At 40.7% G+C, this 17,193-nt stretch carries 17 protein-coding genes; 13 read left to right on the top strand and 4 right to left on the bottom strand.

Features of this window, described 5'->3' with window-relative positions; genetic code table 11:
- Position 1 precedes the first annotated feature (1 nt).
- The 4 genes from ALE3EI_RS10280 (at position 2) to ALE3EI_RS10265 (ending at position 6,315) form a co-directional block, all read left to right on the top strand.
- Positions 2-568 (top strand): mechanosensitive ion channel domain-containing protein, encoded by a 567-nt coding sequence (locus tag ALE3EI_RS10280; RefSeq protein ID WP_186988357.1) that lies wholly within the window; start codon positions 2-4, stop codon positions 566-568.
- 54 nt (positions 569-622) lie between these two features.
- Positions 623-3,115: a PIG-L family deacetylase gene (locus ALE3EI_RS10275; protein WP_186988355.1), complete on the top strand. Its 2,493-nt coding sequence runs from the start codon at positions 623-625 to the stop codon at positions 3,113-3,115.
- A 123-nt stretch (positions 3,116-3,238) separates the two neighbouring features.
- A complete protein-coding gene (locus ALE3EI_RS10270; protein ID WP_186988353.1) occupies positions 3,239-4,963 on the top strand; it encodes a sodium:solute symporter in 1,725 nt (574 codons plus the stop codon).
- A gap of 185 nt (positions 4,964-5,148) precedes the next feature.
- Entirely contained in the window at positions 5,149-6,315 is a 1,167-nt protein-coding gene (locus ALE3EI_RS10265; protein WP_186988351.1) for a T9SS type A sorting domain-containing protein, read from the top strand.
- Between the two features lie 63 nt (positions 6,316-6,378).
- Here ALE3EI_RS10265 and ALE3EI_RS10260 read toward each other — a convergent pair whose 3' ends face one another.
- Entirely contained in the window at positions 6,379-7,224 is an 846-nt protein-coding gene (locus ALE3EI_RS10260; protein WP_186988349.1) for a DUF2911 domain-containing protein, read from the bottom strand.
- A gap of 110 nt (positions 7,225-7,334) precedes the next feature.
- Here ALE3EI_RS10260 and ALE3EI_RS10255 point away from each other — a divergent pair, with 110 nt between their 5' ends.
- From ALE3EI_RS10255 to ALE3EI_RS10235, 5 genes are all read left to right on the top strand, one after another.
- Positions 7,335-7,997 (top strand): MIP/aquaporin family protein, encoded by a 663-nt coding sequence (locus tag ALE3EI_RS10255; RefSeq protein ID WP_186988347.1) that lies wholly within the window; start codon positions 7,335-7,337, stop codon positions 7,995-7,997.
- Positions 7,998-8,064: 67 nt separating this feature from the next.
- On the top strand, positions 8,065-8,526 hold the full coding sequence (locus tag ALE3EI_RS10250) for an SRPBCC family protein (protein ID WP_186988345.1): 462 nt from the start codon (positions 8,065-8,067) through the stop codon (positions 8,524-8,526).
- 2 nt (positions 8,527-8,528) lie between these two features.
- A complete protein-coding gene (locus tag ALE3EI_RS10245) occupies positions 8,529-9,827 on the top strand; it encodes a cryptochrome/photolyase family protein (protein ID WP_186988343.1) in 1,299 nt (432 codons plus the stop codon).
- Positions 9,828-9,925: 98 nt separating this feature from the next.
- A complete protein-coding gene (locus ALE3EI_RS10240; protein ID WP_233279953.1) occupies positions 9,926-10,168 on the top strand; it encodes a (4Fe-4S)-binding protein in 243 nt (80 codons plus the stop codon).
- Between the two features lie 73 nt (positions 10,169-10,241).
- Positions 10,242-10,841 (top strand): hypothetical protein, encoded by a 600-nt coding sequence (locus ALE3EI_RS10235; RefSeq protein WP_186988341.1) that lies wholly within the window; start codon positions 10,242-10,244, stop codon positions 10,839-10,841.
- 28 nt (positions 10,842-10,869) lie between these two features.
- Here ALE3EI_RS10235 and murA read toward each other — a convergent pair whose 3' ends face one another.
- The 3 genes from murA to ALE3EI_RS10220 all read right to left on the bottom strand — a co-directional run bounded on the left by murA (position 10,870) and on the right by ALE3EI_RS10220 (position 13,254).
- Positions 10,870-12,183, bottom strand: coding sequence for a UDP-N-acetylglucosamine 1-carboxyvinyltransferase (gene murA / locus ALE3EI_RS10230; RefSeq protein ID WP_186988339.1), 1,314 nt, complete (start codon positions 12,181-12,183; stop codon positions 10,870-10,872).
- A gap of 18 nt (positions 12,184-12,201) precedes the next feature.
- Positions 12,202-12,849: a DUF4290 domain-containing protein gene (locus ALE3EI_RS10225; RefSeq protein WP_186988337.1), complete on the bottom strand. Its 648-nt coding sequence runs from the start codon at positions 12,847-12,849 to the stop codon at positions 12,202-12,204.
- A gap of 114 nt (positions 12,850-12,963) precedes the next feature.
- Entirely contained in the window at positions 12,964-13,254 is a 291-nt protein-coding gene (locus tag ALE3EI_RS10220) for a DUF493 family protein (RefSeq protein ID WP_186988335.1), read from the bottom strand.
- Positions 13,255-13,333: 79 nt separating this feature from the next.
- On the opposite strand from ALE3EI_RS10220, the gene ALE3EI_RS10215 reads away from it, so the two are divergent.
- The 4 genes from ALE3EI_RS10215 to ALE3EI_RS10200 all read left to right on the top strand — a co-directional run bounded on the left by ALE3EI_RS10215 (position 13,334) and on the right by ALE3EI_RS10200 (position 17,180).
- Complete coding sequence (locus tag ALE3EI_RS10215; RefSeq protein WP_186988333.1) at positions 13,334-13,879, top strand: AAA family ATPase; 546 nt, start codon at positions 13,334-13,336, stop codon at positions 13,877-13,879.
- Positions 13,876-15,777: a RecQ family ATP-dependent DNA helicase gene (locus ALE3EI_RS10210; RefSeq protein ID WP_186988331.1), complete on the top strand. Its 1,902-nt coding sequence runs from the start codon at positions 13,876-13,878 to the stop codon at positions 15,775-15,777. The genes ALE3EI_RS10215 and ALE3EI_RS10210 overlap by 4 nt, the downstream gene beginning before the upstream one ends.
- Positions 15,774-16,721, top strand: coding sequence for a methionyl-tRNA formyltransferase (gene fmt, locus ALE3EI_RS10205; RefSeq protein ID WP_186988329.1), 948 nt, complete (start codon positions 15,774-15,776; stop codon positions 16,719-16,721). The genes ALE3EI_RS10210 and fmt overlap by 4 nt, the downstream gene beginning before the upstream one ends.
- Positions 16,722-16,907: 186 nt before the next feature.
- The gene (locus tag ALE3EI_RS10200) at positions 16,908-17,180 is read left to right on the top strand and encodes an HU family DNA-binding protein (RefSeq protein ID WP_186988327.1); all 273 of its coding nucleotides are present in this window, start codon (positions 16,908-16,910) and stop codon (positions 17,178-17,180) included.
- Positions 17,181-17,193 lie beyond the last annotated feature (13 nt).

Here is a 17,193-nt window from a genome sequence, read left to right as displayed (position 1 = left end):
TATGAGAGAGATCATTGAAGCGCACTTAAGTCAAATTCTGCAATCACTTACCATTGTTGTAGTCTTTTTGGTCATTCGACTAATCCTGAATCGTCTGGTAATACGTTTTGCAAAAAAATCGGAGCGCGTAGAACACCGCACTGGTCTCATTCTAAAGCACATTGTTTTTGCGACTATATTTTTTATCCTCATCGGTCTTACGCTCGTTTGGGGCGTAGAATTTAAGGATCTGGGCTGGGTGATGTCCTCTGTTTTTGCCGTGATAGGGATAGGTTTTTTTGCCCAATGGTCCATCCTAAGTAACATTACCAGTGGAATCATCATGTTCTTTACGTTTCCCTATAAGATCGGGGATTTTATAAAAATTCACGACAAAGAATACACCTTTGAAGGTATTATTGAAGATATTAAAACCTTTCAGATCGTTCTTAAAAGTCCGTCCGGAGAAATTATCACTTACCCCAATAGTTTGCTGCTTCAAAAGGGTGTAAGTATCATAAAACCAGACGAGTTTGATGAGTTTCTACACGAAGAGGATAAAAATGTTAAAGAACAGCCAATAGATTAAAGCGCTTTTTTATTTTCGGTATATTTGATTCTTACCGAAAAAATCGATCAAATCATGCGAAAAATACTGTTGGTATTCCTTCTGCTTTCTTTTCCCATAATCGCACAACCACCCCAAAAACCAACTGCTTCCGAAATATATCACAACCTTCAAAAACTTAATTTTCTGGGCTCGGCATTATATATTGCCGCACATCCCGATGATGAAAACACCCGACTTATTTCCTTCCTAGCAAACGATGTTAAAGCACGTACCGCCTATTTATCACTTACCCGAGGGGATGGCGGACAAAATCTGATTGGTCCCGAGATAAGAGAGCTCCTGGGAGTAATAAGAACCCAGGAATTGCTTGCTGCAAGACGCATCGATGGCGGACAACAGCTTTTTACCCGTGCCAACGATTTTGGATATTCTAAACATCCCGATGAAACATTGAAGATCTGGAACAAAGATGAAGTATTGAGCGATGTAGTAAGAGCGATACGCAGCTTTAAACCCGATATCATCGTAAACCGCTTTAATCATAGAAATCCCGGCTCTACCCATGGGCACCATACTTCTTCGGCTATGTTGGGCTTCGAAGCTTTCGACTTGGCAAGTGATCCTACAAATTATTCTGAAAGTGCTAAACGGTTTGGAGTTTGGCAGCCTAAGCGTTTGTTTTTCAATACCTCATGGTGGTTTTACGGCAGTGAGGAAAATTTTGAAAAAGCAGATAAGACAAATCTGGTGGAAGTGGAAACGGGAAATTACTATCCCTCTTTGGGCCTTTCAAACGGGGAGATCGCTTCATTAAGCAGGAGTATGCATAAGTCACAAGGATTCGGAAGTACCGGAACGAGAGGTAATCAGACCGAATACCTCGAATTTTTAAAAGGGGATTTTCCGAAGGACAAGAACAACCTTTTCGACGGGATCGATACCAGCTGGTCTCGTATTGAAGGCGGTGCTGCGATTGGTGCAATCCTGAATCCACTGGAGGAGAATTTCAATTTTAAGGACCCTTCGGCCATGTTGCCTTCACTTTTACAGGCATACGAACAGGTAAAACTCCTGAAAAACGACCACTGGCGGGAGATCAAGCTCAAACAACTGGAACAACTTATCCTAGATGCCGGCGGAATTTTCCTCGAAGCCGTTTCCGTGACAAATACTATAAATCCCGGACAATCCTATACCGTCAATATTGAAGCGATCAATCGCAGTAGTTTTCCCGTTGTATTGCAGGCCGTATCTACAACTGGCGGAAAAAAACTGGATCTTCCTTCCACTACGCTTGAAGCGAACGAAAAGCAAAGCTTTGAGGTTAGCATTACTTCTGAAAGTACCGGTTATTCAACGCCCTATTGGCTTAATGAAAAAGGGAGCCTGGGGATGTATAAAGCACCCCGGGACTTAATTGGTCTACCGGAGACCCCAGCTTCAGAAAAATTGGTGTTTCAATTGGGGATCAGTCGATCCACAGTAATCACCGAAAAAAATATTCTATATAAACGTAATGACCCTGTTAAGGGAGAAGTATACCGTCCTCTGGAAATACTTCCGCAGGTGACTTCAGAAATTCCCGAAAAAGTCCTAATTTTTTCAAATAGCGAATCGCGGGAGATACCTGTGATCGTAAGGGCAGGAAGGGAAAATATCACCGGGACAGTGACCCTGCAACACCCAAATGGATGGGTGGTTAATCCTGCGCAACACACATTTTCACTTGCCAATATTGGGGAAGAGCAAACGGTGATCTTTACTGTAAATCCTCCGGCAGATCAGAGTGAAGGGGTGTTAAAGCCCTTGGTTCAGATTGGTGATCGGTTTTTCGATAAGGAACTCATCACGCTGGATTACGATCATTTTCCGTATCAAAGTGTTCTAATGCCTTCTGAAGCAAAGATCGTAAGGCTAAATATTAAAAAAGAAGGAGATGCTATTGGATATATCAATGGTGCCGGAGACGCTATCCCTGAGAGTTTAAAGCAAATTGGATATGAGGTAACCACCATTGAGCCGGAAGAGATCACCCCTGAGAATCTGAGTCGTTTTGATGCCATAGTAGTGGGCATACGTGCGTATAATACGGTTCCGGAGCTGGCATTCAAGCAAAATATTCTAAATGAATATGTAGCAAATGGAGGAAATCTGTTACTGCAATACAATACGAGCCACAGGCTGGTCACTCCAGACTTAGCACCTTATTCCTTGTCACTGTCACGCGATCGAGTAACCGATGAAGGTTCGGAAGTACGTATACTCGCTCCTAATCATCCTGTATTAAATTACCCTAACAAGATCACCGGTCTCGATTTCGACAACTGGGTTCAGGAACGCGGTTTGTACTTCCCAAACGAATGGGCCGCCGAGTTTACCCCGATCTTAGGGATGCACGATGTAAATGATCCGGAAACCAAGGGATCACTCCTTGTAGCCAAATACGGAAAAGGGTATTATATATACACGGGACTAAGCTTTTTTAGAGAATTACCTGCCGGGGTTCCCGGGGCGTATCGCCTTTTTGCTAACCTGCTCTCCCTTGGAAAAGAAAGAAACGAATAAAGAGGTTCTTATGACTGAAGAAAAACAAAAATATACATGGAAATGGAGCTATACACTGGTATTGTTACTTAATGCGTTGTACATCGTTCTTTTCTATTTTATTATGAATTCTTACACCTAATTATGCAGCAACTCGACTGGATCGTATTATGCAGTACCTTATTGTTTATCGTTCTTTATGGTACCTGGAAAACCCGCGGCAGTAAAAACGTAACCGACTATTTAAAAGGAGGCAATGATGCGCGCTGGTGGACCATAGGACTTAGTGTGATGGCAACCCAGGCGAGCGCAATTACCTTCTTATCCACCCCCGGACAGGCATTTCACAGCGGGATGGGATTTGTTCAGTTCTATTTCGGACTACCTATTGCCATGGTGATTATTTGTCTGGTGTTTATTCCCATATATCACCGCCTCAAAGTATTTACAGCTTATGAGTATTTGGAAACCCGTTTCGACCGTAAAACCCGTACTCTAACAGCTATATTATTTCTCATTCAACGAGGATTGGCTGCCGGAATCACCATATTTGCTCCTGCGATTATTCTCTCTGCAGTTTTAGGCTGGAATTTAAGCTACCTCATTGTTATCATAGGAGTACTGGTGATCATCTACACGGTTTTAGGAGGTACCAAGGCCGTTAGCGTAACACAAAAGCAACAGATGGCCGTGATCTTTGCGGGTATGTTCATCGCCTTTTTATTAATACTGAATTATCTCCCACTCGATATTGGATTTCACAACGCCCTGGAAATTGCCGGTGCCAATGGAAAGATGGAAGTACTTGATTTTTCATTCGATATTCATAATAAATACACCTTTTGGAGTGGTATCATTGGTGGAAGCTTTTTAGCCCTCTCCTACTTCGGAACCGATCAGAGTCAGGTTCAACGATATCTTTCAGGGAGCAGCCTAAGGCAGAGTCAGATGGGACTTATCTTTAACGGTCTACTCAAAGTCCCCATGCAGTTTGGAATATTACTCGTGGGAATCATGGTCTTTGTGTTTTATCAATTCAACAGTTCACCGCTTCATTTTAATCCGGCAGCAGTTCAGGATGTGATGACTTCTGAATACGCCGAAGAATATAAGGCATTGATTCAGGAAAAGGAAGCGCTGGACGAGCAATTAATAGCGAGGCAATACGCTTTTTCAGCTACTGATGATCCTTCAGAAAAAGAATTACTTAAGGAGGAGATTCAGATTTTGAACATAACGGAAAATGAACTTAGGGATCAATCCAAAGTGATCATTAAAAAAGCGAATCCCGATGCCGAAACCAATGATAAGGATTATGTATTTATTCACTTTATTCTTGAAAATCTACCCCGTGGATTAATAGGTTTGTTGTTGGCAGTGATCTTAAGTGCCGCGATGTCTTCTACGGCTTCCGAATTAAATGCGCTGGGTTCTACCACAGCTATAGATCTCTACAAACGAAGTGTTGAAGGAAGGGAAGAAAAACACTATGTAAGAGCATCTAAATGGTTTACCTTACTATGGGGAATTATCGCGATAATGGTGGCCAGCGTTGCCGATTTGTTCGACAATCTTATCAATTTAGTAAATATCGTTGGTTCGCTTTTCTACGGAAACGTTCTCGGGATCTTTTTACTGGCATTCTTTATAAAATATGTAGGAAGCAGGGCCACTTTTCTTGGCGCTATTATCACGCAGTTACTCATTTTTGCCTTGTTTTATTGGTCGGTACAATATTTTGGCGGAGTGGATGAAGTGCCCTATTTATGGTTGAATCTAATAGGCTGTGTGCTTGTTATGGGGATAGCGGTAGTATTGCAGCTTACCATAGGCAAATCTAAAGATCAGCTACCGAAAAGCACAACATAGCACTTTAAACTACGGGGGTGTTGGCCATCATGTCATGTCTTACATTTGACATCTGAACACAGTCGTATGAAGATCAAATTCTCATTCGATCATACAGAATTCTCATCTGCCGAACCGTTACGCTAATTATGCACAGGTCGGGATGAGAAAAACGCGAGATTTAAGAGATCTTAAAACTCAGCGTTATGAAAAAAAATACTCTTATTTGTTCAATGGTCTGGTTGGTGTCATGTGTATTCGGCTTTGCTCAAATCCAACCCTCCCAACCCACCCTGGAAGATTTGCTCTACAGGCTTCAGGAAAATCACATGGGTAGTATATCCGAAATATTTACTTCCGAAGAAATTGAACGCCTTCAGGGGCATTTTAATGCACAAAACCCTGCGGAAGAATCCCAACGGGTTGTGAATCATTTCAAATTCTTTACCACGGAAAATACCAAAGGAAATTTTTCGTCTATCAATCCGCAAAATCTTGGTATGACAGAATTAATAGCTCCTTCTCCATTAAACGAATTTGAAGGTGCCGGAGCCTTACAATTGGATGGAGAATCGGTAGTGGTTGTCGATAATGGGAATAATTTTTACCACGTATATCCCAATGGGGATTACGAGTTCATTGCGCAGATCATGCCTCAAAACGGTCAATCGTTTACTGGTCTGGAATTTGCCAGTGACGGAACATTATATGGAATCGCAACAGACGGAATGGGAAGTACCAGATTGTATGAAATAGATGAAGCAACCTTTACGGCTATTCCTGTTGGAGGGGACAACGGACTCGTAGTAGGAATCGCATTGGGAAGAGATGCCAACAATGAACTGTACAGTTATGATATCGATAGCGATATGGTATATAGAATAAATAGATTAACCGGATTAACGACATTATTGGGGAGTTTAGGTTTCGACTCTAATTTTGGACAGGGAATGAGTTATAATGAAGAAGACGGGCAATTGTATATTTCTGCTTTTAACAATGGTACATTCAAGCCTGAACTGCGCACTGTGAATACCACTACCGGGTTATCGGCTTTGGTAGGAACTATAGTTCCATCAATGACCCTACAGTTTGCCTATATGACGGCCTATGATCCTACCCTTGGAATTTCAGAAAACGGGATCCTCGATCTCGCAGTTTACCCGAATCCGGCTTCAAACCAAGTAAAGATCACGTCTTCGGTTAGCATGAACGAGATCATAATTTACAATACACTGGGCCAGGAGTTAATTCGCAAAAGTATTGACGGTACTGAGATTATTCTGGATATTTCAGAGTTGTCATCCGGTATTTATCTGCTTTCAGTTTTTAGTGGTGACGCCAGCAGTACGCGGCGTTTGGTAAAACAATAAGGCATAAAAAAAGCCTTCAGATTCATTTTGAAGGCTTTTAAAAATTTTAAGGGAGATTATACGTTACATGGCCCCCCACTCCTTTAATGATTTATTGTTTAAAGCTATATAATCTGCATTACCGGCTTCCTTAGCCAGGTTAAGAGATTTCTGAGCCGCTTTAATAGCGCCTTTTTTATCACCCGATTTTGCATAGATCAACGATTGTTGTCTATAATACCAAAATGCCGGCTCAGAACGCATTTCAATTGCCTTATCGATCCATGTCTTGGCTTTATTAATGTCTTTACCACTTTCAAGATAATATACCGCAGCTCCATAATAATCGTTCGCAGACGGACCACTCATTACCTCATCAATACTTGCCGAAACCTGAGCATCGGTCATAAATTTCATAGGCACCGCAACATAGGCTTTTTCCCACATTAATCCTAAGTTCGCCGAATCGTTGGTGAGGTCGTCAAAAGACATTGTGAAAGATTCAATATCTATTGGCAGTGGATAAACATCTGCTTTAACTACAACAGCTACTTTGCTCTCATCCCATTTCTGAGGATTACCCCAGTTATTGGTATCTGTATAAAAATATACTTCCCAATTTTGAGTATTTGGCTTGGTGTAGATAGCATACGATCCTGCTTTAAGCGTTTTACCGCCAACCATCACATCTTTACTGAAAGTGATCTTTGTATTTGCGTTTGCACCGGTTCTCCATACTTCCCCGTAAGGAACAAGTCCACCGAAAATGGTCCTGCCACGCATAGCCGGACGAGAATATTCCAGAGTGACATCAGTAAGACCAACGCGCTGTTCGATCTTCTGTGAAGGGCTTGGGGCTGGGGTTTGAAGTTGAGCATAAGTGCAAACAGAAATAAGCGCTGCACTTAAGAAGAGCATAATTTTTTTCATGAGATAAGAATTAATTAGATTTTTTACGTGTCACGAAGGTACGATACGAGCCATCTTAACTTTGTTAATAAAAGCTTAAAAAAGTATAAGTGTAATGCTATATTTGTAGGATGAAAAGATACATTGCTGAAGCCATAGGTACCTTTGCCTTAGTATTTTGCGGTACCGGCGCCATAGTTATTAATGAGTATACGAATGGAGCGGTGACTCATCCGGGAATTGCCGTTACTTTTGGTTTGATCGTCATGGCTATGATCTATGCTTTTGGCGATATTAGTGGAGCTCATATAAATCCGGCGGTTACGATTGCATTTGCCTATGCAAAAAAGTTTCCTTGGAAGGAGGTCTTTCCTTATGTAATAGCCCAACTAACGGGCGCTTGTGTTGCCAGTGCCTTAATTTGTTTTCTTTTTCCTGAAAGCGAAACCATGGGGGCAACCCTTCCTCAAATGGAATTACTTAAAACAGGAGTTTTGGAGTTAATCCTTACATTTTTCCTTATGTTGGTCATTATTAACGTATCCACGGGATCTAAAGAAATAGGAGTAATTGCCGGAATCGCCATTGGTGGTGTCGTTTTGCTCGAAGCCATGTTCGCCGGACCTGTCACCGGAGCTTCCATGAACCCGGCAAGATCTATAGCCCCTGCTCTCTTTTCTCAAAATTTTACCGGACTCTGGATATATATAATTGCTCCCGTCATGGGTGCGTTACTTGCTGTAATGAGCTGTCGTCTGGTGAAAGATGACGATTGTTGTGATACCAACTGTTAATAATTTGTTTAATCTTTAAGCTAATTGATTAAACAATATTATCTTTACGGAAACCTTTATTTCAACAATGAAAATTCATTGCCTGTCCACGCTTCAGGAATTACCTACAAGTCCTGAAGACGCATGGAAATTCTTATCTGATCCGAAAAATTTAAGTAAGATAACTCCTGCCTCTTTAAAATTTAAGATAAAAAGTGGAGCGGACAAACCAATGTATCCCGGGCAGATCATTGAATATAGTGTGAGTCCGTTCCCCAGGATTAAAAGCACCTGGATTACCGAAATTACCCATTTAAAGGAGCATCAATATTTTGTTGATGAACAGCGCTTTGGTCCATATGCGTTTTGGCATCATAAACATTTTCTAAGAAAAACTGATCGAGGTGTAGAAATGGAAGACATTATTCATTATAAATTACCCTTTGGTTTTTTGGGGGAGCTGTTTCACAACACTTTGGTGTTGCCACAACTCAATAGAATCTTCAATTACAGGCGCGTTCAACTAGAAGAACAGTTTGGAAAAATTTAGACATGGAAATTAATATTTTTTGGTTCCGAAGAGATCTAAGACTCGACGACAATGTTGGGTTTACCAACGCACTGAAGGGTACATATCCGGTACTTCCGGTATTTATATTCGATAATGAAATCCTAACTGAACTTACTAAAGATGATGCCAGAGTAACATTTATTTTTGAATCTGTTCAAAAGATGAGAAAAGAGCTTCAGGAACATCAAAGCAGTATTGCTGTTTACTTCGGAAAGCCCATAGAGATCTTTAGACAACTTACTTCAGAATACACCCTAAAAAATGTGATTACCAATCGGGATTATGAACCCTATGCAAAACAACGAGATAAAGAGGTAAAAGAATTACTTGCAAAAAAAGATATTGGATTCTACACCTATAAGGATCAGGTGATCTTTGAAAAGGATGAGGTGGTAAAGGACAATGGTGAGCCGTATGTGGTGTATACGCCTTATATGAAAAAATGGAAGGAAAAATTTGATGAATCCAAACATCTGGAAAAGGTTTCATACAGGCAATGGCAAAATCTGATACAAAACACCAGACTCCCTAATGTAACACTTCGAGATATTGGATTTGAACGATCGAAGATTAAAGTCCCGGATTTCGATATTTCCGCAGATCTGTTAGCGAGCTACAAGCAACATCGAAATTTTCCGTCAGAAGATGCGACTTCCCGAATCGGGCCGCACCTTAGATTTGGCACAGTTAGCATCCGAGAGCTTGTAACATTGGCGCTAAAAGCCACAGACAAAACTTATTTGAACGAACTTATCTGGCGGGAATTCTTTATGCAGATCCTATGGCACTTCCCAAAAACCACTCACAATGCCTTTAAGGAAAAATACGATCGTATCCAATGGAGAAATAACAAGGAAGAATTTAAGGCCTGGAAAAACGGAAAGACCGGTTACCCTATGGTAGATGCCGGAATGCGTCAATTGAATGATACAGGCTATATGCACAACAGAGTTAGAATGGTGGTTGCGGGTTTTCTTTGTAAGCACCTGCTTATCGATTGGCGTTGGGGTGAAGCTTATTTTGCCGAAAAGCTTCTGGACTATGAGTTGGCAAGTAATGTGGGCAACTGGCAATGGGCGGCCGGCAGCGGCGTGGACGCAGCGCCTTATTTCAGGATATTTAATCCGATAACCCAATTGAAAAAATTTGACAAGGATAACGAATATGTAAAAAAATGGATTTCGGAGTTGAATGCTTCAAATTATCCCCAACCCATAGTAGACCACAAAGAAGCGCGAGAAAGGGCCTTAAAGGTTTATAAGCGAGCGGTTTCAGAATAAAATGTAAGTTTTTTCTTCAAATATTTGCAAAAGTCACGTTTAATTGCCTATATTTATCGATGTAATTGATTTTAAGGTACTTACATAACCCCCAAACGATGCTTATGGAAACCTACAAGAATGAGTTCACCAATGGTGAAATTACCGTAACCTACGAGCCCAGAAAATGCATTCATGCCGAAAAATGTGCAAAGGGTCTTTCCGAAGTCTTTAGAACGACAGTTATTCCCTGGATCAATTTGGATGGAGCAGCATCACAGCGGATCATTTCACAGGTAAAAAAATGTCCTTCGGGAGCATTGAGCTACTGCAAGACCCCTAAAATGACTGTTGTTAAATAAATTGTAATTAAACCGAATCATTGGGAATTTTAGTACAATTTTTCTACTCTTGCATTGATACAACCCTAACATCATGAAAATGAAGAAAAATTTCGTACTGGTTATAGGATTTCTGTGCTTGCATCTTGCTGCTTTTGCACAGGAAGATACCGCCCAGGATCCCCCTCCAAACACTGTAGAACAACAGTTTATTGATGTTGTTGACGGCTCTAACAGCTATCAGGAATTCAAAGTCATCAAAAAAACTGAAATTAACGGCTTGCGGAAAAGTGTTTTGGATTCTATAAAGGCTCTAGAAACGAATATCGACAGTTTAAATTCCCAGATAGGAGCTCAAAAGAATGATATCTCAAAACTTCAGACCGATCTAAATACAGTGCAACAAGATTTAAGCCTCTCCAAACAAAAAGAAGACGGAATCGAATTCTTTGGAGTGCTCACTCAAAAATCTACCTATAATTCTATCATGTGGTCGATCATAGGGCTGTTAGTCCTTGCTCTGGCTTTCTTTATTTATAAATTCAACAACAGCAACAAGGTTACCCAGGAATCACAACTCAAACTGGCAGAGCTTGAAATTGAATTTGAAAAATACCGTCAGAAGGCTATTGAAAACGAGCAGCAGCTCGGCAGGAAGCTTCAGGATGAAATAAATAAAAACCGTAAAGGGTAAAAAAAGAGCCTCCAGTTGGAGGCTTTTTTTAGGGTTCCGATCTTGTGATCTTCGCTCCTATTGCTCTTAATCGCTCGTCTATATTTTCATATCCTCGATCGATCTGTTCGATATTGTGAATGGTGCTGGTTCCTTTTGCTGATAAGGCTGCTATAAGCAAAGAAATACCCGCACGGATATCGGGAGATACCATCGTTGTCGCTTTTAACGTCGACTGGAAATTATGCCCAATAACTGTAGCGCGATGCGGATCACACAGAATGATCTTAGCTCCCATATCTATCAATTTATCGACAAAGAACAATCGGCTTTCAAACATTTTCTGATGTATGAGCACACTACCTTTAGCCTGCGTACACACTACAAGAACGATACTTAGCAGATCCGGTGTGAATCCGGGCCAGGGCGCATCGGCCACCGTAAGTATCGATCCGTCGATATACCCCTGAATTTCATAGCTGTCCTGAGAGGGGATGAAAATGTCATCACCTTTTTGTTCTAAGGTAATTCCCAATTTTCTAAAGGTATCTGGGATAAGACCTAAATTGTTCCAGCTAACATCCTTTATTGTGATCTCACTACGCGTCATGGCAGCCAATCCAATCCAACTACCAATTTCTATCATATCGGGAAGAATTCGATGTTTACATCCACCCAGGCGCTCCACACCTTCTATAATTAGGAGATTTGATCCTACTCCTGAAATCTTAGCTCCCATGGAGTTAAGCATCTTACAAAGCTGTTGCAAATAGGGTTCACAAGCAGCATTGTAAATAGTCGTCGTACCTTTTGCTAACACCGCTGCCATTACAATATTGGCCGTACCCGTTACAGATGCCTGATCGAGCAACATATACGTCCCCGTTAAACCGTTAGGAGCTTCAACGCCATAAAAGCGTTCCTCTTTATTATATCTGAATGTTGCACCTAGATTGATAAATCCTTCAAAGTGGGTATCTAGTCTTCGTCGGCCAATTTTATCGCCTCCCGGTCGAGGGATATACCCTTTGCCGAAACGAGCAAGTAGCGGACCTACTATCATAATGGAACCCCGTAAGGAACTTCCCTCTTCTTTAAATAGTTCAGATTCTAAATATGCAAGGTCGGGTGCATCCGCTTTAAACGAGTATGTACCCTTTGCTATCTTTTCGGTTTTAACTCCCAGATTCTTAAGTATGGTGATGAGTTTGTTGACATCACGGATATCGGGAATGTTTTCTATAATTACTTCTTCAGAAGTTAAAAGTACTGCGCATAAAATTTGTAAGGCTTCATTTTTAGCACCCTGTGGAGTAATCTCTCCTTTCAGTTTGTGCCCGCCTTCAATTTGAAAAGTTGCCATGTATTATAATGAATATTTTTAGTAACGCTTTCGTCCGCGGTTCCCTTTGTAGTTCTTTTTACCGCTGTTACTATTACTGTTTGTAAAACGTTTTTTATTTTTCATAAGGTCGGAAGGATCGGAAAGATCTTCATCGCTGTTCTTAAGGTTAATTTTCCCTTCAGACAGCTCATACAGATGTTTAAATATAACATCATCCTCAACCGTGTCCTTGTTCCAGTTAAGAAAACATTTTTTCATATGATTGGCGATGGTTAAGACCAGACCTTCTTTCTTTTCACCGTCCTCCCAGCTATTGGCCACATCGATCATTCGCTTGATATTGTTCCCATAGAATCGGTATTTGGGGAAATTTTGAGGGTATTCCAAAGGCTGTGGCCGTTCCATCAATTCTTCCTTTGAAGGTTTCCCGTAGGGAGAATCTACATCCAGTTTAAAGTCGGATATAATAAACAATTGATCCCATAGTTTGTGTTGGAAATCGGGTACATCACGGAGGTGAGGGTTTAGATTTCCCATAACCGCGATGATGCTCTTTGCCACTTTATTTCGCTCGTCTTTATCATCTAAAGAAATAGCATGGTCTACCATTTTCTGAATATGTCGTCCGTATTCGGGTATAATGAGATAAGGGCGTTCGGTATTGTATTCTAAATTTTCTATCAAAATGTAAGTATTAAAAAGGAGGTGTTACCTTGCCTTTGTATCGTTAAAGACCCTTGAGAAATAAAAGGGATCGAGTTGGAAGGCGTTAAAATTCTATCACGCAAAATACTAAAATTATAAAGAAATCACACCTTCAACCTTAGAAACTTCGAGATATTTTTCAATGACCGATTCGGGAGAGTCCATTGTAACTTTTACCGAAACACTGGTGTAGTTTCCTTTTGAGGAATCGCGAGTGTTTATAAATGCATCGGTGCCATCAAATACCGCCTCGATCTCTGCTATTTTTTCATGAGACGATGGCACTATAAACTTATAAAGATATTGTGACGGCCATTGCGTGTCATCTTGCAACTGCTGTCGTAAACGATCATAGAATTCTGAAGTCTTTTTATCTTGTTTCATTATGAATGCACAATTTTAAGGCAAAGATACGCTTTCAGTATCAATAATAATTTACGAAATTTGTACGAAACCATAACGATTGAAAACCAAAAGAATTGTGATCATTGGTGGACCCGGATCGGGAAAAACCACGCTTATAGAACATCTGGAAAATCAAGGTTATTCCTGTATGCACGAAATATCGAGACAGGTTATTCTCGACGCTCAGCAGGAAGGCATAGCACAACTCTTTCTCGAAAACCCGATACTGTTCAGTGAAAAACTATTGGAAGGGCGGTTAACACAGTTTAATGAAGCTGAAACTTTTGATGATGAATTTCTCTTTTACGATAGAGGGATGCCCGATGTTACCGCTTATATGGATTATATCAATGCGCACTACCCTAACAAATTCGATGAGATCTGCGAGCAACATCGCTATGATGGAATTTATCTTCTTCCACCGTGGAAAGAGATCTATACTCAAGATAATGAGCGATATGAATCCTATGAACAGGCAGAGAAGATTTATACTTTTTTACTAAAGGGTTATCAGAAATACGGATATACGGTACACGAGGTTCCTATTGGCGATGTTGAATTCCGGGAGAACTATATCATAAATCACCTTAATTCTACATTTTGAGTATCTCCCAACATCTTCTTTTAAAGTACTGGGGCCATGCTTCCTTTAAATCCATGCAGGAAGAGATCATTAACTCGGTGCTGGATGGCAAAGATACCGTTGCCTTATTGCCCACCGGCGGTGGGAAATCGATCTGTTTTCAGATCCCTGCGCTTGCGCAGGAAGGCATCTGTATCGTAGTCTCACCTTTAGTTGCATTGATGACAGATCAGGTTAAGAACCTAAAGGAAAAGGGAATAAAAGCATTGGCGATAAGCGGGGGCATTTCAACAGATGAATTGCGAACCTTGCTCGACAATGCCATTTTCGGAAATTACAAATTCCTGTATGTTTCTCCAGAGCGTCTTCAGCAGGAAATGGTGCAATACGCCATTCGTGAAATGAAAGTTAATCTCATTGCTGTAGACGAAGCTCATTGTATATCGCAATGGGGAAATGATTTTAGACCTGCCTATAAAAACATAACCCAACTGCGCACTATTCATCCACTCGTGCCAGTTATTGCATTAACGGCCACCGCTACCCCTGAAGTACTTGAAGATACGATCACTTCTCTAAAAATGGAACTTCCAAAAATCTTTAAAGAGTCATTTTATCGCGATAATCTAGCCTACGAAGTACTTAAGGAAGATGACAAACTTTATAGAATAGAACAATTGTTGAAGGACAACCAGGGCTCGGCCATCGTTTATGTTAGAAGCAGGAGTACGGCAGTTGAAACTTGTAAACATCTCAATGCCCTTGGAATTCCTTCAGCCTTCTACCACGGAGGAATTGCCGCAACCGAAAAAAATAAGAAGCTCGAGCAATGGAAAGCGAGAACTACGCCAACCATAGTCGCTACCAATGCATTTGGAATGGGTATCGACAATCCTAACGTGAATATAGTGATCCACAGTCAGTTGCCCGAAAGCATAGAAAGTTACTTTCAGGAAGCCGGACGCGCAGGAAGGAATGATGCCCCGGCGCGCGCCGTCCTTATATATAATGATTTTGACAAAACGCTGGTAAAAAAGCAATTTGTCGATGCCCTCCCCGATCAAAACGATCTCAAACTCCTATATAACAAGCTCAATAATTATTTTCAGATTTCCTATGGAGAGGGTGAATACAGTGAGCACAATTTTAATTTTTCAGATTTCTGCAGCACCTATGACTTAAACTCATTACTCACTTTTAATGGTTTAAATACTTTGGACCGACTTGGAGTTATTCAATTATCTAAATCCTTCGGAAGAAAAACCATCGCACAATTTTTAATTCCTTCAGAAAGCTTACTGAATTATTTCGAAAAAGATATGAGGAGTTCGGTAATAGGAAAGACGATGTTACGGATCTATGGTGGAATTTTTGAAACCCCTACTCCGGTTAATATCGACATGATCGCAAAAAAGACGGGCCAAAGTGTTTCCGTGGTCATTGCAACGCTGAAGAAGATGGAACATGATCAGGTACTAACACTCAATATTAACGAAACCGACGCATCCATCACGTTTTTGGTACCGCGGGAAGATGATAGAACCATCAACCGTATGGCGCGGGATGTTTCAGAGCTTAATGCAAAAAAAGCGGCTCAGGTTGCTGCTGTTTTAAACTATATTGAAAATAATCAGGAATGTAGAAGTGTTCAGTTGCTGCGTTACTTTGGAGAAACGGGAATTGGAGCCTGTGGTAAATGCTCGGTATGTACTTCCGAAGAAACCAAATTAACAAGGGCACAGTTAAAAGACCTCGCAAAACAGATCGTGCAATTACTTAAAGAATCACCCATGACCTCAAGAAAAATTTCTGAAACCCTTACTTTTACAGAAAACAATATAATTATTGTCCTCAACGCATTATTGGATAGCGGAAAGGTGAGGTTAAACGCTAAAAATCAATTCCAGTTGAACGAATGAAAGATGCAAGGATCGTATTTATGGGTACTCCATACTTCGCTGTAGGCGTACTCAAAAAACTCATAGAGGAAGAAAAGCGCGTCGTTGGGGTTATCACTGCACCCGACCGACCATCCGGCAGAGGTCAGAAGGTAACACCATCTGCCGTAAAAGAATACGCTCTGTCACAAAACATTCCTGTACTACAACCCACGAATTTGAAGAGCGAAGAATTTTTGAATAAGCTAAAATCCTTACAGGCCGATCTTCAAATCGTAGTTGCCTTCAGAATGCTTCCAAAAGTGGTATGGTCTATGCCTAAATATGGCACTTTTAATCTGCACGCATCCCTATTACCTCAATATCGTGGGGCTGCGCCAATTAACTGGGCGATTATAAATTCGGAAGAAAAAACAGGAGTTACCACTTTTTTTATTGACGAAAAGATCGATACCGGGGCAATAATTCTTTCTGAAGAAATTGAGATCGACCCAAGAGAAACGGCTGAAACTTTGCACGACAAGCTCTTATTCTTGGGAAGCGAGCTCGTTATAGACACCGTAGAACTCATTGCCACCGGAGATGTAAAAACCACTCCGCAACCGGAAACCGGAATAATAAAAGAAGCTCCTAAGCTTACAACGGAAAACACGCGGATTAATTGGAATAATTCGGGAGAGCAAATAGATGCATTTATAAGGGGATTGTCACCCTATCCGGTGGCCTGGACTATACTTGTAGACAAGGGAGAAGAATTGAAGGTGAAAATATATGAAGCGAAATATAGAGCTGAGACTCATTCTGAAGAATCAGGTCATCTGTCCTCTTCAAAAAAGGAGATGAAAATTGCGGTAAAAGACGGGTACCTATATATTAAGGAGATTCAACTCCCCGGAAAGCGGAAAATGGATGTTGCAGCACTTTTAAACGGTTACAGTTTTACAAAAGAAGCCAAAATGGTGTAATCCCTTGCTGTTGCTGAATTCTCTAAAATTCCGAAAAAAGACCTCAAGTTTATTAACAAACCTCCGAAGTTATCAACAAAAATCCCGATTTAGCGCGCTATTACTTGCGCGAACCGATAATCCGATTAAATTTGTAGAGCAATTAATTGAAGTTTAACCAACAATTTAATTTTTAAAAAGTAAACTATGAACAAATCAGATTTAATCGACGGAATGGCTGAAGATGCCGGAATCACAAAAGCTGCTGCAAAAAAAGCACTTGAATCTTTCTTAGGAAATGTAGAAAAATCTCTTAAAAAAGGTAAAAGAGTTTCTTTAGTAGGTTTTGGTTCTTGGTCAGTTTCCAGAAGAGCTGCTAGAGAAGGAAGAAACCCACAAACCGGTAAAACTATTAAAATCGCTGCAAAAAATGTAGTAAAATTTAAAGCGGGATCGGATTTACAAAACAGTGTAAACTAATTGTAAGAAATAC

Origin of the sequence: Constantimarinum furrinae (genome assembly GCF_014295415.1) — a bacterium.
In the GTDB taxonomy this organism is placed as follows: Bacteria; Bacteroidota; Bacteroidia; order Flavobacteriales; family Flavobacteriaceae; genus Constantimarinum; species Constantimarinum furrinae.
Note: the sequence above shows the minus strand (reverse complement) of the source record. Positions and strands in the feature narration are given on the sequence as shown.

Bases quoted from the DNA above. Each gene is read 5' to 3' on its own strand.
- ALE3EI_RS10280 (WP_186988357.1), top strand. From the start codon at position 2: ATGAGAGAGATCATTGAAGCGCACTTAAGTCAAATTCTGCAATCACTT.
- ALE3EI_RS10275 (WP_186988355.1), top strand. From the start codon at position 623: ATGCGAAAAATACTGTTGGTATTCCTTCTGCTTTCTTTTCCCATAATC.
- ALE3EI_RS10270 (WP_186988353.1), top strand. From the start codon at position 3,239: ATGCAGCAACTCGACTGGATCGTATTATGCAGTACCTTATTGTTTATC.
- ALE3EI_RS10265 (WP_186988351.1), top strand. From the start codon at position 5,149: ATGAAAAAAAATACTCTTATTTGTTCAATGGTCTGGTTGGTGTCATGT.
- ALE3EI_RS10260 (WP_186988349.1), bottom strand. From the start codon at position 7,224: ATGAAAAAAATTATGCTCTTCTTAAGTGCAGCGCTTATTTCTGTTTGC.
- ALE3EI_RS10255 (WP_186988347.1), top strand. From the start codon at position 7,335: ATGAAAAGATACATTGCTGAAGCCATAGGTACCTTTGCCTTAGTATTT.
- ALE3EI_RS10250 (WP_186988345.1), top strand. From the start codon at position 8,065: ATGAAAATTCATTGCCTGTCCACGCTTCAGGAATTACCTACAAGTCCT.
- ALE3EI_RS10245 (WP_186988343.1), top strand. From the start codon at position 8,529: ATGGAAATTAATATTTTTTGGTTCCGAAGAGATCTAAGACTCGACGAC.
- ALE3EI_RS10240 (WP_233279953.1), top strand. From the start codon at position 9,926: ATGCTTATGGAAACCTACAAGAATGAGTTCACCAATGGTGAAATTACC.
- ALE3EI_RS10235 (WP_186988341.1), top strand. From the start codon at position 10,242: ATGAAAATGAAGAAAAATTTCGTACTGGTTATAGGATTTCTGTGCTTG.
- murA (WP_186988339.1), bottom strand. From the start codon at position 12,183: ATGGCAACTTTTCAAATTGAAGGCGGGCACAAACTGAAAGGAGAGATT.
- ALE3EI_RS10220 (WP_186988335.1), bottom strand. From the start codon at position 13,254: ATGAAACAAGATAAAAAGACTTCAGAATTCTATGATCGTTTACGACAG.
- fmt (WP_186988329.1), top strand. From the start codon at position 15,774: ATGAAAGATGCAAGGATCGTATTTATGGGTACTCCATACTTCGCTGTA.
- ALE3EI_RS10200 (WP_186988327.1), top strand. From the start codon at position 16,908: ATGAACAAATCAGATTTAATCGACGGAATGGCTGAAGATGCCGGAATC.